We start from the raw sequence: 15,809 nt of genomic DNA on the forward strand, positions 1-15,809 counted from the left end.
TCCACACAAACACAGTCAGATCGAATAGGAAATGGTTTGGTGAGTAACAAGGGAAGGAGGAATGGTATGAAAATGTTAATCACTGGCGGCACAGGTTTAGTAGGACACGCGTTGGCTGAATGGTGGCTCAATGAAGGTCATGAGGTTGTCATCATCACCAGATCCCACTCCGCTCCCCGACGCAGCTTTCAAGGTAAGCAGCCCTCTTTTCTGCGTTGGGCTGACTTAAAGAAGTCTACGTCATGTCAGAACATAGATGTAGCGGTGAATCTGGCAGGCGAAACAATTAACCAAAGGTGGACCGAGTCAGCCAAGAATAGAATCGTCGCTTCACGAATTATGCCTGCCAGGCGGCTAAATGAGTGGGTACAATCAATAGGCAACCCGCTTCCTTTATTTATTAGTGCCTCTGGATCATCCGTTTACGGTTCCTCCTTAACCGGTGTGTTTGACGAGACAAGTCCACCTGACGGAGATGATTTCTTGGCAGATGTGGTTCGTCAATGGGAGGCCAGTGCAGATTCCATACCTGCCAAGCGGACTGTTAAGTTAAGAATCGCCCCCGTCCTGTCTACTGACGATGGAGCTTACCCCAAAATGCTGCTGCCCTTTAAATTAGGTATAGGGGGAAGCATAGGCAGCGGGAAGCAGCCTTTCTCATGGATACATATTGATGATCTGGTTCAGCTGATTGACTTTGTCGTTAAAGACGCGAGTTTGAGCGGTGTTGTGAACGCTTCCGCTCCGGAATCGGTGACGAATGAAGAGTTTGGGCGGGCAATAGCCAACGTATACAGTCGCCCTTTCTGGCTGCCTCTTCCCGCTTGGTCACTGCGCTTATTGTTAGGCGAAATGTCATTACTTCTGCTTGAGGGTCAGCGCGTATACCCTTCCAAAGCGTTGGAGCATGGGTTCACATTTCAATATGGTTCCGTGGAGCGCGCCCTTCGAGCTCTACGACAAACCGCATTATATAATTAGAAATTATAAGGGCTATTTCGTCAGCAGCATCCCGCCTGACGAAATAGCCCTTACAACTTGTATAGCCATACTTGCCATTACCATATCGTACTTGCTGTTCAACCGTCTCTTACAACCATCCTGAGCATAGAGGTCCCTATCTTAAAGCAATCTCCGTTCTGAATCAGATAAGACTTATAGGGAATCAGCAGTTCGTCTTGGAGTTCCGTTCCATTCTTTGAACCCAGATCTTTAATACTGATATGCGTCTCTTCATTAATTAACTCACAATGCAGCTTAGAAATACCCATCTGCGGAATGTAATAATGCACACCTTGATCAGCCCGCCCTATGACAAAAGGCCACTCATTAGCTTCAATGGAATCAATTACAGTCCTGTTATCGTCGCCAAGCCGTTCTATCATTACACGCTTCACACCTTGACGTCCTTGCCCTGCGTGCACAATATCATCCAACATCATCGTTGCATCCGGATTTGACATACCTATCATTGTCGTCTGAAACGGAAGAGCTTCGTAATGCTGGTCTGACATATTAGCAGAACTCTCTTTATTTACAAGCTCTATTTCTTTTTGCTGCATCGTTTGCAGCAAAGGATTAATAGGCTCATAATCATTTGAAAACTTGGTTGTATAAGTAGAAGGATATTCCGCATAACTTCCCGTTCTCATCCCATCCTTAAACAGGGAAGCTGCAGCAACACGCTCCGATGTGCAATCCCTCGTATCCAAACCATGCTCAGGACGCCCGCTATAATTCTGATGCTCTGACCTATCTATTGCTCTGTCACTCAATTGAGATGTCAGCTCAATCGAGGCAAAGTCAGGAAGCTCAACGCTCCCCGGATCAGTATGATCTGTGCGCTGTAAAAATACTCGATCACGCAAATGCGAGAGCAAGGAAAAAACCCAACCTTTCTTCCATGCCCAGCCGAACCATAAACCAATTAAAGTGGTACCACAGCTTAATACCATACCTAAATTATCGTTACGTCTTAAATAACCTAATCCCCAACCTGCCGTCAAGATAAGAATTGAAATGGCTGCACCGATAATACCCGAGCCCTTCAGCACCGCGTTTGCCTGATAATCGATATCCCCATTGTCAGCAATCCTCTCCTGCACGTTCCACGCACGTCTTTCTGTCTTTTCCTGTTCCCCTAACCTGGAATATCTATCTCCTCTCTCAGGTTCAACGATTCTATTCATTGGGTATCGCTCATGTCCTGAAGACCTATTCTGCCGACCGTTCTTTAAGTGAATTGGAGAAGCTGCACTTACTGGCAGATTCTCGGGATTGCTAAAATGTGGTCGAGGTTCATCGTTTAGCCCCTCTTTGTTAAGCCTATTGACACGCTCTCGCTGGATAGGTGTAGACATTTCTGAATGGGCCGGCTGTGCTTGACTATTATTATCATACGTTGATTCTTGAGTAGTTGGGGATAGAATACATTGCAGGAAATGTCGAACTTGGGATAGGGAGTAGCTGCCATCGTTCAGCATACGAATGACACGTTGAAACCTATCGCCACTCCAGGAATGAACGTTCCCCGACAATTGAACAGCCAAATGTTGAATTCCATGCAAAGCTGCGTGCTCATGAATCGCCTGCTGCAAGGGAACATAAGGGACGTATAATCTACCATGAGATAATCCACCCTCTATGAACACAAATTGCTCGTGCAGCAGCAGTTGGTTTGGATGCAGCAAATACGTTCGACATTCCTCAACAATCCCCAATAATTGCAACAAGAGCTCATAATATTGCAATTCAGCTATGGATTCACTACGAAGCTGCTGCTGAAGCATCTTCTTGCCGCTAATATCATAGATCAGTTGCACATTATAATCGATCTCTCGAACATCCAACTCAAGCAAATGAGGAACCGGGCACTGGCGCATCATCCTTATGGGATGGACATCTAGTTCATCTGACTTTACTGGCGGGTCTCTCAACAGCTTCATGCACAAAGTAACCTCATTTACAAAGTCTCCATGATACCCATATGTCGTTGACATGTCTCACTCCTTTTCAACAATCATGCCCTCCTCCAATTCAAGGCAAACGCGGTCCTTTATCGCCATCACATGTCCATAAAATGTACAGTCAGCGCTGCTGGAATCACTGCCAGCATGAACGGAAAAGTAGAAGGTCGAATTACGGTCTCTCGAAGCATATCAAAGGATTTCACCCCAATAAACAGCAGCACCATCTGAACAAATCGTCTACCTAATGATCGATAGTGATACAACAAGTATATTGAAGCAATCACTCCACCATATAAGATGGAGTAGAAAAATGTGTTCCACACAAAATAACTACCCATCCATGCACCGAGCGCAGCAAATAACTTTACATCGCCAGCGCCTACTGCCCGGCCTATGTATAGCAGTAGTAATAACCCGAAGCCGCTGAGAAGTCCCAATCCACTTGTTACTATACCTTTCGTCCCATCAACAACAGCGTAATACAATAATGCTGTCACAACTGCGGTCAGATTAAGCTTGTTAGGTATTTTACGAGTCCGTATATCCGCAACGCCAGCCGCTATCAGCAATACGGCAGTTGCTCCCTCGGCTAACTGCAATGACGACCTCCTCCTTCCACATCTAATCTGTAGATCTAATTCTGTAGCTACTGCACCTGAAAATTCATATCAGCTGACATGCCACTTTCCGTTATAACCTGCAGCCGCCAAATTCCTGCAGAAGTATGGCCCGATACGTTCCACTCCCAAACCACATTTCCTTCAGCATCTGCATGCTTCCATTCAAGCCCCTTGGCTATGCTCTCACCACTCTTGTAGTACACCATAAGCTTAATCCGTTCATGCGGAGCTGCCTTGGCTATTAGTCTTGCCATTCCCCATGGCTTCAGTGGATTGGGCTCCAGCCTAATGATTTGGGGTATTGGTTTATCTTTCTGCGTGGGATTCGTAACTGAACCTGATAAAGGGCTATCCCCGATCCAGACACGCTCTGCCGCTCGCGCCTTCAACGTCACTGTATTCATTAATAGAGGTACACGCATCGGTAAATCATATTCAAGCTCAAGTGCAATATAAGGCTCTTTCTTCTCCTTTAAGTCAGGCAATTTTAAATGTGTAACACGAATACGACTCGGCGTTAATACTCCTTGTACTCCGTAACGCGCTAACAACGGTTGAAACAATGCTTGTCCAAGCACAGCCTGCGCCTGCTCCCCTAATGACTCAGCATATTGACCTGCCCACTGCCCTATATCTTGTACCCAATCTGCTGCAGGATGCGGAAGCATGTTCCCAAATTTCTGCCCAAATTCATTAACTGTTAGGCGCATCGCCATTGCCGGAGGACGGGGAATTTTATTATCGTGTGAACCTCCACTACTCGATTCATCATTTTGTAATGCTAATACGACAGGATACATGTGGGCAGCGACCATTTTCACTGAATTCGAAGCACTTGACTGTAAAGCAGTTGCTATTAGGGCTGCTTGTATCATATAAATGAAAAATAAGAAGAGTAAAAGAACCATCGGCAACAGTATGGCCGCTTCCAGGATGATTCCACCATCTGACCTCTCCCACTTTGATCCAAACGAATAAGCTGGCTTCTTTAATCTAGTAGGCAAATACAGAGCGGCGTGTCGCTTCATAATATCCATCTGCAATTTGCCCTCCTATTAATCCAGATTCACCAAGAAGCTTAATGACACCTGGAAGAAACCACAGTTTCATCCGTGCCTTTAAGTCTGTCTGACCATATGTTCCTCTCACAATAGGATCCAAATCTGTATTGTTATGTATAAGTGCAAGCATACGTATTGACATTTGCTCCTTATCTCCGTGCAGCATCATAAATAACCGTAAGAAATCACTATAGGACAAATTTACCATAGGTGCATATGCAGATAGAGGAACTTCATTCTTAGTCATCAGTGCAATCATGTCTTGAAATGCCATTCGTACACCGTATAATACGGCTGAAGCTAGAATCACCATAGGATGAACCATATGAGCGGACTGAACAATACCCTCCATTGTACGAACTGCCAATCTTAGTGAAAATATTTCGCCATAAGCTGCTGCTAAATTCGCGGCAGGATCTGCCCAGCCGTACATAACATATTCTAATTCCTGATTATTAATGCTTAACGATTGCAGCAATTCATGTGATGGCTGACTCTCATGGAGCAAAGACTTCAACTTCGTGGGATCATAGCTGTTGAAATACAAGAAGGCATACTCATTACGGAATAAACGATCCCTTGCTCCATTAACCATACTCCCCAAGTTGCTATACAAGGCAGTAATACCGTCCATTGAAGCAGCGACTTGCTCAGTGGGGTCACTTTCAACACCGCCGACTTGTAAATCAGCATGGTGTTCCCTCTTATTGAATAATTTGATCTGATCTGCTTTCTGCTTTACCTCATCAAATACAGCTTGGTGTTCTTTAAGCTTGGCATTTATCTTCCTTAATGATCCGAGTAGATCTGACACTTTACCAAGCTCCTGCTTCGTTTCTTTATCTAATCTCCGGCGTTGAGAATCACTACCCGTGATTTGTCGTACTTCTTTCTCCTTTTCTTGAATCAAATTACCTGAACTACGGATATAGTCTTGTTCATACACCGTCCACAGGTTCCACATATTAGTAACTGAGTCTTGCAAGTCAACCTTTGATCCCTTCTCGGGTATTGAATTCACAAGTTTCTGAAACAGATTAACTTCATGGGCAATAGAAGCAAACTGTTGTGCCTGTGTGTGTAATTCCGCTTCATATCTTACAAAAAAACCATCTTCTAATACGAGTGAATCAATTGATTCTTTAAACTTACGAATAACTGTTCTCTCATCCTCGTTGCTAACTGTTTGCCCTGTAGAGGATTGTTGAACTTGATCATAGCCTTGACCTTGACTAGTTGCCCTTACTTGCCGAATCCTGTCCCTAATTAATACATTCTTATCGTACACTCTATTCAAAGTTTGTTTAGCTTCTTTAAGACTTTCTGTCTGTTGCTCACTCGCGGCACTCACCTTCCGTTCCAAAAGTTGTGCCAGCCGGCGCGCTTCTATTTCAAACCTGCTAATTAATTGTTGATACTTCTTATGTCCCGTCTTTTCGATAACCTCACTATCTGCTAACTTGTCCAAATAATCATTATATTGTGACACAATGTCTGATGCAGTCGTTACGGGGCCTATTGGCCTATCGGATAGCCCGAGCTGATTATTCTGTGTGAGCAGTTGCTTTGCTCCTGCATCAGCTGCTGTATCTCGTGCTTGCTTCTGCAACTTGAGTACTTGTTCGAGTTCATCATTACGCTCGTCAACATCCCTTTTAATGCTGTGCAGCAGTTCAGTTGCTTGCACAGCTTCCTTCATCGCTCCTGACAAAGGTTTCATCTTGCCTATGAGCTCATAAGCAATCTGGACTGGAGCCCTATACTTCATCACTTCCTGTACTTGATGCTCAAACTCTTCTAGTCTTCCCAAAGGTCGCAGCACTTCGGTCTCGTGACTCCTAATCTCCATGTTGACCCAGGAAAAAGTATCCTCATCTGTATGCGGAATATGATTATTCAGCACGACCTCTACAATATGAGTGGGGTCTGTCTGACCATACGCAAATAATCCGTAGCGCTGTTGTACTTCTGGGTCGTAAGCCGACATCACTGAACGCGCAGCCGTCTGGGCTGCTGCTTCAGTTCTCCATTCTAAGGCTGCAATACGTGCATAATCAATCAGCACAGACATAAGTGTAAATACAACCATAATCACAAATATGAGGAAAACAGAGACCGCGCCTCGCTCACTATATACAATTCTCTGCCTCCTCAAGACTAGCAACCTAGCAATTGTGTTGAGCCACCTACATAAACAAAACATACATATTATCCTCGCTCTTCATAAATGTCATGGTGGGGCAGATACAACATTCTTTATAAGTTGCCCCGCTTGGCGAGGATCGGCACCAAATTGAGTTAGAGACCTCAGCTTTACCGTCATATATCTAACAAATTCTACGGTTCGTATAAATTCTGCAGGTTCTACAACAGCACTGACCGCTTCACCATCTATATTGATCTCCTGATCGATCATTCGCCCTACAGAATAATCAAACATAGGACTGGCCAGCGAAGCATTTACAGTGCGCTCCATAAGCAAATTGTTAAATTGCACATTGCCTGTGTAGAGCAGAGGCACAAAGGCGGCTGCGCTGTGCAGCTTCTTTGTAGCTAAGCTGCTCCCTATCCTGCTTGGGATATGTACATTAAAGTTATCTCGTTGCGTGCCGATATCCAACACTCGATCTAGAAGCTGATCTTGATATAGACGCCAATATAACGGATCATAAGTATGATTGGGAAAAAATCCAGTCTTGGGGTCTTTGCTGCTATTGGTCCAAACGATAGCAGCCCGATCAGCGACTAAAAGAGCAGCATGTGACACCATTACCTTTAAAAACACAAACATACCCATAAATATCATCGCCAACGAGCAATAAAGGATGATCGGGAATACAACAGATGCCTCAATAATCATTGAGCCATTCTCATTCTTTATGCCTCGCCACATCTCACCTGGCTTCCTGCGCTTGTTAAGGAACATTACTTAAAGATTTCCTCTGACTTATTGCTTGCTTTCACAAACAAACTTTTAATAAAATTAGTAATTTCATTTCTAAAAATAATGGCGATCACAACGATAATCGCAATAATTACGACTAGCTCCACCATGCCCAGTCCATCTTCGTCCTGCAATATCGACTTAGTTGTTGCATGTACCCAACTTTGCATCTATATTCTCCTCTCAAATGTTCACGTTATTACTTCATCATAAGGAATGCTGGTCCGCCTACTACTGCTAAAATAACCAGAAACATCAGCATCATCGGTAAAATAAGCTTGGTTGATGCTTCTTCTCCACGCTTGCGTGCTACCGCTTTACGTTTATCCCAGAGCTGTCTTCCCAGCTCTTCCATTGCAAGAACAAATGATGCCCCACCCCGACGTTGATTAATAAGTAAGGTTGTAGAAAACATCGCTACTTCCTGTGTGGCGCACCTCTTAGAAAACTGTTCCAACGCTTGTACAAACGCATATCCGTTCTGTACGTCCTTCATCATTCGATCCAGCTCTTTATATAGTGGATGCTCCAATTGCCTGGACTTTCGCTGCACACAAGTATATAGCGCCTTCTGTACCGTTTCGCCCGCTTGTACTAATAATGTCAGTTTACTTAGCAATTCTGGCAGTTCCATTTGGAGCTCCTGACGTTTCCGTTCGGCTTTGTTTAACACATCTTTAACACGGGCAAGTATTAACAGTAGTGCTAATAGGCCTCCCCCTGTCATGTTTGTTATCCTGCCATCGGTCATTGCTGTAAATAAAAAACCTAAAGGTATTCCAACATAGGCAATGAACGTAAGTTCTGCCATAAACAATCGAAATTGATTGTAGGACTGGGTGGGTCCATGTAATTGGTACAAAGCTTGTCGGATCGATACAAGGAGCGGATGTGTATCGAGAGATGATTGGATAAACGTAATCAAATGGAGAAAGATAGGGAGCCATAAAGCCAACTTCTTAGAAGCCGATAAACGCACAATTTCCTGATACACAGTCTTTGTACGCCTGTTAGCGAACCATAACACTCCAAAGCATGCGATCGCCGCCACTAACCAAACACCTTTGGACAAAATGGACTTCCTCCTGTCTAAACTCGAATATCCATCATCCTGCTAATAAGCCAAATCCCAAAAAACAATAACACAAGGGCAACTGTGGCAATCATTCTGCCTGCCCCTTCATACAGCGGCATTAGAAAATCAGCAGCACTCATTTTAAGCAATCCAATGAATATAAAAGGTGCAACCATCATCGCCTTCATCTCTAGCTTCTTCTGTGCCACTAACACTTCTATTTCCAGCATGACATCCATCTTCTGACCAATAACGGAGGAAGTTCTCCTGACCACTTCAATCAAGTCACCTCCCATACGCTTACAGGTAACGATTACATCTGCAAAATTTGAGATGTCGTCTTGATTCGCGCGTAAGCTAAAGTCCAACAGCGCTTGCTCCATTGGTTCCCCATTATCCATCCGGGAACTTATAATACGTAGTTCTCGTATAACGTCCACATCAACCCCAGGATATAGCAGCGTCAGATCATGAATCGCTTCCTTAAACGCATTCTCCAATGATCGACCGGCAGACAACGAAGAGCTTAGTGAATACAAAGCCTGCTTGAACTGATTCGTTAGCTGTGATCTGCGCCTGTTAAGCAACTCTCTTGTGCGGATACGCGGATATCGAAAGCCAATCGCTCCGATAACAAGCACGCCTAGCCAATGTTGGTAGAACAAATATCCGACTAGACACATTGCAGTGACCCCAATGAAACTAGCAAACACATACTGTCTAAGTGACATCTTATAGACCGAATAATTGGGCAGAGACTGACTTTTCCTCTTCAACTATTCCACTCTCCTGATCCAACTGCAATTCTATCCCAAGGTAGACTGCATCCTATTCAGGCAGTCTCATCCCAGCCATCTTCAGCTTCCAACGATGAAGAAGCTCCTTCTTTTGCTCCAACTGTCCATAGATAACTCCATCCCGTTCCTCATGCTCCTCAAAGACATAAAGTGGTGACAATACAATCTCACCTCCCTTAATACCTTCAACTTCGGCTATTTCCATCACTTTCCGTGACCCATCTCGGAGTCTGGCTAAATGTACAATTACATCAAGTGCAGACGCAATCTGCTGACGAATGACAGGCAGAGGCATATTCGTCCCACTAAGAACCATCGTTTCCAACCGACTTAGCATATCCCTAGCACCATTAGCATGGCCGGTGGACAAGCTCCCATCATGACCAGTATTCATGGCTTGGAGCATATCCAGAGCCTCTCCCCCTCGCACTTCTCCAACAACGATACGATTCGGTCTCATCCTGAGCGCAGCACGTATGAGATCTTTCATCGCCATTGCACCTTTGCCCTCCGTATTCGCATTACGTGTCTCTAATGCAACAAGGTTAGGCACTGTCAGGATCTGAAGTTCGGCAGCGTCTTCTATCGTAATGACACGCTCAGTGGACGGAATATACTGCGATAATGCATTAAGGAATGTCGTCTTACCAGAGCCTGTCCCGCCACTAATAAACAAGTTGTACTTCGCGCGCACTAATATTTGCAGAAACTCTGCAGCCACATTACTGAGAGCTCCTTGATGAACAAGTGACTCAATCGTCATCGGTTTCGCTGGAAACTTGCGGATCGTGACCGTCGGTCCCTTTAATGCGACAGGCGGAAGTACGATGTGCACCCTTGAACCATCACTTAGTCGGGCATCGACAATAGGCGAAGACTCGTTCACTACACGATTCACTCTGGATACTACAGACTGAATGACATCTTCGAGCTTATCCCTGCTCTCAAACTGCATCGTTAGCTGCTCCATATTCCCGCCACGCTCAATAAATATTTCCTCGTGACTATTTACCATAATCTCCGTAATTGCAGGATCATCGACTAATGGTTGCAGCGCATCTAGGCCACGAAAAGAATAAAAGACCCGTCGTACAACGCTGATCATCTCTGTAGAAGTTAAACTGCTTGCCAATGGCTGTGCAAACAAGGCGTTCTCAATTCTTCTATAGAGGACAGCGTCCTCTATGTTCTCCTCCCATTCCATCATGCTCCTTACATGTTGTCGTATATCCAAATAGAGTCCTTCCAGATCAATACGCTTATCTCGCTCGGCTTCATTTGCAGAATCAATTACTTCTGCTTGTTCTGTGAACATCTTATTCCGATTAATAGCCATACCGAATATTTTCTTCATCTGATACCTTCCCCCCTCGCACCAGCCAGGGCAGGTGTACACCAATCCACTCTTCCAAGGCTGCCTGAAACACGGCAGAGCTAAACCACTGCTCTTGTCGATGAAGCTGCTTCCAGGATGGAATATAAGGTAGAAACCCGCTAATCTTCACTTCTTGACTGTTCCATCGATTAAGCATCGCTCCCATATATCGGTTCACAATAAACTTAGTTCGTGGAAGCACTTGCGCCGACCAGTCTGGAACTTCCATTCCTTGCTGCTGCATCCACTGTTCTGTCTTGCTTAGTAGAGGAAAATCATCCAGGAGCAGATATACAATAGCCTGACTCTTGAACTGTGCAGCAGTAATACACCTGTTCATAACGCCGGTATCAATAATAATTAAATCAAACCGCCTCGTATCTGTTAGCCACTCCAACAGCATACTGAACATATTGCCATCAAGAACCTCCCACTCTTCATGGCGGCAAGCATATGCAAAGGTCGTCGCACGAATCGCCGGAATCTCGACTGTGTAGGAATCAACTAATATACTGGGTGGCTTCTCTATCGCTGATCGTAAATGATAGAGAAGCTTAGAAAAGCTATTTACATTCGTGGAGCAATCCCCTGCCTCGGGATGATCAAGGAGAGACTTCCAATCCTGCAACATTTCCAGATTCCAATAAAATACCCGTTGTCCACAGGCTGATGCATGCCTAGCTAAATGAAAAGCTATAGTCGTCTTGCCACTGCCACCGCCTGCCGAACATACAGTTAATACTCGAGTATGGCTGCTAACTGCTCCCTCCTGATCTACTACTCTTAATAGATTGGAACCATCACGCGGAGCAATAGAACATAATTGCTCGAATAACTTCGATAGAGGCTGGTAAGGAGTAACTGTGGGCTCCGTTGCATTAGCAGCTGACAACTGCTCGGACATCACCACAACTTGCATAGCATTCTTAATTCGGGTCCAATCCGGATATTGTTGAAGTTCGCTCAACCATCCCGCAGCAACGACCAGCAGCAGGGCATCCGATTGGAGGGTCAAATAATGTTGAAGCGTGTCCAGCTGTGAAAATACACGAAGACGCACTTCATCCGCATAAACACTATGCTTCCAGTAATCATAGATGCAATCAATTAGACGCTTATCTGGCAACGCCATAATCCAGTCCTGTTTACCGAAATGTGACATACTCCCTCCTCAGGAACGCAAAAAAACCGTCATAAAGCTTCAGCCTCTAATGCGGCTTATCGCTTCATGACGGTTCTTCCGTTCACGACTCATATTAAGATTGACCATAAGATATCATAAATTTACCCATATTGCAATAGCAACATTAGGTTATTTCTACCATTCCTACTATCAACCTTGCTTCCCACCACGAAGTTTTGTCATACTGTTAGAAGAAGGAGAGATAAAAACATGCATCATACCAACCAAAAACGAGCGTTCTTGCCCTCCCACATGCTTGCGCTGCTAGTGAAGTATATGATCATACCTACGGTTGCAGCCTTTCTCTTAGCTGGCTGTGTTTCTTCAACAGATGGGAACTCTAAATCCATCGTTCAGGAGCTGATTCAAAACTATCCTGAACTTAAAGGTAAAACATATGAGTCAGACACCGTACAACGTGTCGTAGATGGGGATACATTTGTAACCAAATCAGGCCATAAAGTTAGGCTTATTGGGGTAAATACCCCCGAAACTCATGGTAAGGTTCAGTATTACGGCAAGGAAGCCAGCCAATTCACTAAAGAACAGCTGACAGGCAAGCAGGTATACTTATTTTCAGACACCGGAAATACAGACAAATACGGCAGACTCCTGCGTTATGTATTTATACATAATCACTCCCAAATGTTTAACGAAACTTTAGTGACTGAAGGTTACGCCAATGCGATGACAATCCCACCTAACGTTATGTATGCGGAGCACTTCGTACAGCTTGAGCGTAAGGCCAGAAAGCATAAGAAAGGCTTATGGGGATCTGATAAAAATGAATTAAAGCCAAGTCGCACCCCCAGCCATGCTAAGACGTCAGGACACTAACACACTCACTACCAAATAAACAACATCAGAGCACAAACAAAAAGGAGCCCCCGCAAGGGCTCCTTTTCCATAAGCGACTTTTCTGACTTTAATGCAATGCTTCACGCAAATGTTTCATATAACGCCAGCGGATTGCCATAAAGTAAACAATCTGAGCAACTGTAAAACCACCTAACACTTTAAAAGCCTGTCCAGCAATTGATAGATCCATCAAGCTTTGCAAAGCCATAAAGGCAAATACACTGTGGATAATGGCTACAATAATCGGTATAAAGAACAATAACAGCAGCTGAGTAGTCGCTATCTTGCTTAGTTCTTTATCCTTAAGACCAATTTTTCCAATTGCTTTGTAGCGTTCTTTATCTTGTTCCAGATCGGTATATAATCGGAAATACAAGAAGCTTCCCGAAGCGATAAAGAATACAGCACCTACCAGTAACGCCGAGAACATCATAATGCTGTACATCTGATTCTGCATTGCAAGCGAATCTGCAAGTGAATTAAAGTCAAAGCTCGAACTTGCCTCCCGATCCTCTGCATGTGCTTCGTACCAGGACTTAAGCTCCTCATTAATATTCTGGCCAACACCCTTTGCATCCTCCCAATTATCAAGATGATAACCGGTTACGATTCCTTTCTTAGAAGAACCTTGAATTATTTCCGCTGCTTCATCACTAATGACAGCCCAGTTTGAGCCCATGCCCTGACTAATTACAGGGCCTTCTGCCACACCAATTGAATGAAGCTTAATGCCTGACTCTTTTAAAGTGATGTCCCGCTTACCCGTACCAAGTACTTTTTTATACTCGAAGTTGTGCGGCAGGACCATCGCATCATTGCCTTTAAGTTGAACAGGGTCAATATGAAGCACAGCCGCGAGCTTATTATATTCCGAAGCACTTAGCAAGCTAATTCCACTTTCACTCTGCTTACTAGTCTGATAAAGCACCAATGTAGTCACTTTATCATATTTAGCATTCGCATTTTTTAAACCAACTTCAATACTGTTCAGATGCTCATTCGCCTTCTTGTTATCACCTTTAGACAAATAACTTACCTGAAACGGATAACTAAGTTCCGTCTGCTTGCCTAGTACGCCGAAGGAAGCCAGCGAACCGACTGCACAGAAAGCAACTGTGGACACAATACATACCATAAAGAACATACGTGCGTTATCTTTCATCCGATATGCGAGATCCGAGATGGTAATTAAGTTAGTTCGACGCCAGAATAAATTGCGGTTCTTCTTCATCAAATTAATAATAAATACACTAAGTTGTGTAAATAAGAAATAAGATCCAATAATCGTCATTACAATGACCGGCAGCATTAATATTCCGATCGTCCCGGCATTTGCAGTTGCTGCCAAGAAATAACCGCCTCCAAGCAATATAGCTGACAACAGAGATAGCAATAAGGAAGCTTTCGGCTCTGGCTTAGGCTTGTTTGTACCTTGGAGCAATTGAATCACTTTGCTCTTGCCAATCATAAATTGCGTTAAGAAGGAAATAACAATAAACAAAATAAAAAAGGACCCACCCGTAAGCGTTAATGCTTTAGGCGCAATGTAGTAGCTTAGCTGAACATCCATCATATTACCGCCCACCATCAGGCCAACTTTAGCCATGACAAGGCCAACCACTATACCTACAACGATGGAGGCAATCCCGATAATCATGTTCTCAAGAAAGACAAGCCGATTCATTTGACGATGGGACATCCCCTGCATCATCAACACGCCAAATTCATGCTGACGCGTCTTCAGGAAGGCGCTAACTGAATACAAAATGAAGAAAAAGGAAAATACGTATACGATCCATTGTGCAATTTTCATCGCCTGAGATGCTAAATTAACAACCATGCCTTCTTGCATTTCTGGATGAAAGGCAATCACCGAATAAATAAAAAAGATCATAACTGAGAACGCACTGCTTAAAAAATAAGCGGCGTAGGTCCGCTTGTTGCGGAACACGTTGTTAAAGGCGAACTGTCTGAAATTCACTTGCGGTACCTCCTAATTATGCACACGTCTGTTTTGTTCATGATGGCCGCCCCCACTTACACCCGAACAGTTGAGAATTCGCTGCTATCAGCGCTCATCATAGACAGGGCATCCATAATTTGTTGGAAAAATACTTGGCGATTGCCCGAGTTAAAGATTTCGTGGTAAAGCTCACCATCTTTTATAAAAATGACACGGTCACAATAACTCGCTGCAAACGCATCATGCGTAACCATCATCATCGTTGTACCATCCGATTTATTAATATTCTCCAGCGTTTCCATTACATCTTTGGAAGATTTCGAATCCAGGTTGCCTGTTGGCTCATCTGCCAACAACAGCTTCGGACGATGGATGATTGCCCGGGCAATAGCTGTACGCTGCATCTGGCCACCGGATATCTCATACGAGCGCTTATCCAAAATAGGCGTAATTCCAAGCCGATCAGCGAGCAATCGTGCATCACTTTTCATTTTGCGAACGCTAACACCTTCCAACGTAAGCGGAAGTACAATATTTTCTTCTACCGTTAACGTGTTCAGCAGATTAAAAGATTGAAACACAAACCCAAGCTCACGGCGACGGAAAGACGCCAGTTTATCCTTCTTTAACGTGTGTGGATTCATACCGTTAATCATCACTTCGCCAGAAGAAGGCGAATCTATCGTTGCCACCATATTAAGCAATGTTGTCTTGCCACTTCCAGAAGGGCCCATTACACCCACAAATTCACCTTGCCGAACAGCCAAATTAATTCCTTTTAACACTGGAGTGGCAACTTTGCCCTCGTAAGTCTTAACGAGTTTGTTGACTTTGAGCATCTCCACTTATGTTCATCTCCTCTATCTATTGCTTCATCTTTGTTAACATCAGCATAAGCCAATCCTTCCTAAGAAGAGTCTGATTTCTCTTTCATTACCCTTTCAATATTGTCACCGTTCATTAT

14 protein-coding genes are annotated in these 15,809 nt (G+C 44.1%); 2 read left to right on the top strand and 12 right to left on the bottom strand.

Annotated elements, in window-relative coordinates; translation table 11 throughout:
• Nucleotides 1-66: 66 nt before the first annotated feature.
• Nucleotides 67-981, top strand: a complete 915-nt coding sequence (locus tag MH117_RS21585; RefSeq protein WP_239332354.1) for a TIGR01777 family oxidoreductase — start codon at nt 67-69, stop codon at nt 979-981.
• Nucleotides 982-1,079: 98 nt separating this feature from the next.
• Here MH117_RS21585 and MH117_RS21590 read toward each other — a convergent pair whose 3' ends face one another.
• The 10 genes from MH117_RS21590 to MH117_RS21635 form a co-directional block, all read right to left on the bottom strand.
• Nucleotides 1,080-2,999, bottom strand: a complete 1,920-nt coding sequence (locus MH117_RS21590) for a DUF6382 domain-containing protein (protein ID WP_239332356.1) — start codon at nt 2,997-2,999, stop codon at nt 1,080-1,082.
• Between the two features lie 65 nt (nt 3,000-3,064).
• Complete coding sequence (locus MH117_RS21595) at nt 3,065-3,568, bottom strand: A24 family peptidase (RefSeq protein ID WP_239332358.1); 504 nt, start codon at nt 3,566-3,568, stop codon at nt 3,065-3,067.
• Between the two features lie 47 nt (nt 3,569-3,615).
• Nucleotides 3,616-4,626 (bottom strand): AAA family ATPase, encoded by a 1,011-nt coding sequence (locus tag MH117_RS21600; RefSeq protein WP_239332360.1) that lies wholly within the window; start codon nt 4,624-4,626, stop codon nt 3,616-3,618.
• Nucleotides 4,583-6,805, bottom strand: coding sequence for a TadE/TadG family type IV pilus assembly protein (locus MH117_RS21605; RefSeq protein WP_239332362.1), 2,223 nt, complete (start codon nt 6,803-6,805; stop codon nt 4,583-4,585). Before MH117_RS21605 ends, MH117_RS21600 begins: the two co-directional genes overlap by 44 nt.
• A gap of 75 nt (nt 6,806-6,880) precedes the next feature.
• Nucleotides 6,881-7,543: a TadE/TadG family type IV pilus assembly protein gene (locus MH117_RS21610; RefSeq protein WP_239332363.1), complete on the bottom strand. Its 663-nt coding sequence runs from the start codon at nt 7,541-7,543 to the stop codon at nt 6,881-6,883.
• A 32-nt stretch (nt 7,544-7,575) separates the two neighbouring features.
• Nucleotides 7,576-7,764 (bottom strand): Flp1 family type IVb pilin, encoded by a 189-nt coding sequence (locus MH117_RS21615; RefSeq protein WP_239332365.1) that lies wholly within the window; start codon nt 7,762-7,764, stop codon nt 7,576-7,578.
• Between the two features lie 29 nt (nt 7,765-7,793).
• Nucleotides 7,794-8,666, bottom strand: a complete 873-nt coding sequence (locus MH117_RS21620) for a type II secretion system F family protein (protein ID WP_239332367.1) — start codon at nt 8,664-8,666, stop codon at nt 7,794-7,796.
• A gap of 17 nt (nt 8,667-8,683) precedes the next feature.
• The gene (locus MH117_RS21625) at nt 8,684-9,445 is read right to left on the bottom strand and encodes a type II secretion system F family protein (RefSeq protein ID WP_239332369.1); all 762 of its coding nucleotides are present in this window, start codon (nt 9,443-9,445) and stop codon (nt 8,684-8,686) included.
• Between the two features lie 52 nt (nt 9,446-9,497).
• Nucleotides 9,498-10,673: a TadA family conjugal transfer-associated ATPase gene (locus tag MH117_RS21630; RefSeq protein ID WP_239332400.1), complete on the bottom strand. Its 1,176-nt coding sequence runs from the start codon at nt 10,671-10,673 to the stop codon at nt 9,498-9,500.
• Nucleotides 10,674-10,791: 118 nt separating this feature from the next.
• Entirely contained in the window at nt 10,792-12,003 is a 1,212-nt protein-coding gene (locus tag MH117_RS21635) for a CpaE/TadZ family protein (RefSeq protein WP_239332371.1), read from the bottom strand.
• Between the two features lie 231 nt (nt 12,004-12,234).
• Between MH117_RS21635 and MH117_RS21640 the strand changes: the two genes are divergently transcribed.
• Complete coding sequence (locus MH117_RS21640; RefSeq protein ID WP_239332373.1) at nt 12,235-12,861, top strand: thermonuclease family protein; 627 nt, start codon at nt 12,235-12,237, stop codon at nt 12,859-12,861.
• A gap of 88 nt (nt 12,862-12,949) precedes the next feature.
• On the opposite strand, the gene MH117_RS21645 is transcribed toward MH117_RS21640, so the two are convergent.
• Nucleotides 12,950-14,863 carry an ABC transporter permease gene (locus tag MH117_RS21645; protein WP_239332375.1) on the bottom strand — a complete coding sequence of 638 codons (1,914 nt, stop codon included), beginning with the start codon at nt 14,861-14,863 and terminating at the stop codon, nt 12,950-12,952.
• A 56-nt stretch (nt 14,864-14,919) separates the two neighbouring features.
• The gene (locus tag MH117_RS21650; protein ID WP_239332401.1) at nt 14,920-15,684 is read right to left on the bottom strand and encodes an ABC transporter ATP-binding protein; all 765 of its coding nucleotides are present in this window, start codon (nt 15,682-15,684) and stop codon (nt 14,920-14,922) included.
• Nucleotides 15,685-15,809 lie beyond the last annotated feature (125 nt).

This window comes from Paenibacillus sp. ACRRX (assembly GCF_022346885.1).
Classification (GTDB): Bacteria; Bacillota; Bacilli; order Paenibacillales; family Paenibacillaceae; genus Paenibacillus_B.

Bases quoted from the DNA above. Each gene is read 5' to 3' on its own strand.
- MH117_RS21635 (WP_239332371.1), bottom strand. From the start codon at position 12,003: ATGTCACATTTCGGTAAACAGGACTGGATTATGGCGTTGCCAGATAAG.
- MH117_RS21585 (WP_239332354.1), top strand. From the start codon at position 67: ATGAAAATGTTAATCACTGGCGGCACAGGTTTAGTAGGACACGCGTTG.
- MH117_RS21615 (WP_239332365.1), bottom strand. From the start codon at position 7,764: ATGCAAAGTTGGGTACATGCAACAACTAAGTCGATATTGCAGGACGAA.
- MH117_RS21590 (WP_239332356.1), bottom strand. From the start codon at position 2,999: ATGTCAACGACATATGGGTATCATGGAGACTTTGTAAATGAGGTTACT.
- MH117_RS21600 (WP_239332360.1), bottom strand. From the start codon at position 4,626: ATGGATATTATGAAGCGACACGCCGCTCTGTATTTGCCTACTAGATTA.
- MH117_RS21610 (WP_239332363.1), bottom strand. From the start codon at position 7,543: ATGTGGCGAGGCATAAAGAATGAGAATGGCTCAATGATTATTGAGGCA.
- MH117_RS21630 (WP_239332400.1), bottom strand. From the start codon at position 10,673: ATGATGGAATGGGAGGAGAACATAGAGGACGCTGTCCTCTATAGAAGA.
- MH117_RS21650 (WP_239332401.1), bottom strand. From the start codon at position 15,684: ATGCTCAAAGTCAACAAACTCGTTAAGACTTACGAGGGCAAAGTTGCC.
- MH117_RS21640 (WP_239332373.1), top strand. From the start codon at position 12,235: ATGCATCATACCAACCAAAAACGAGCGTTCTTGCCCTCCCACATGCTT.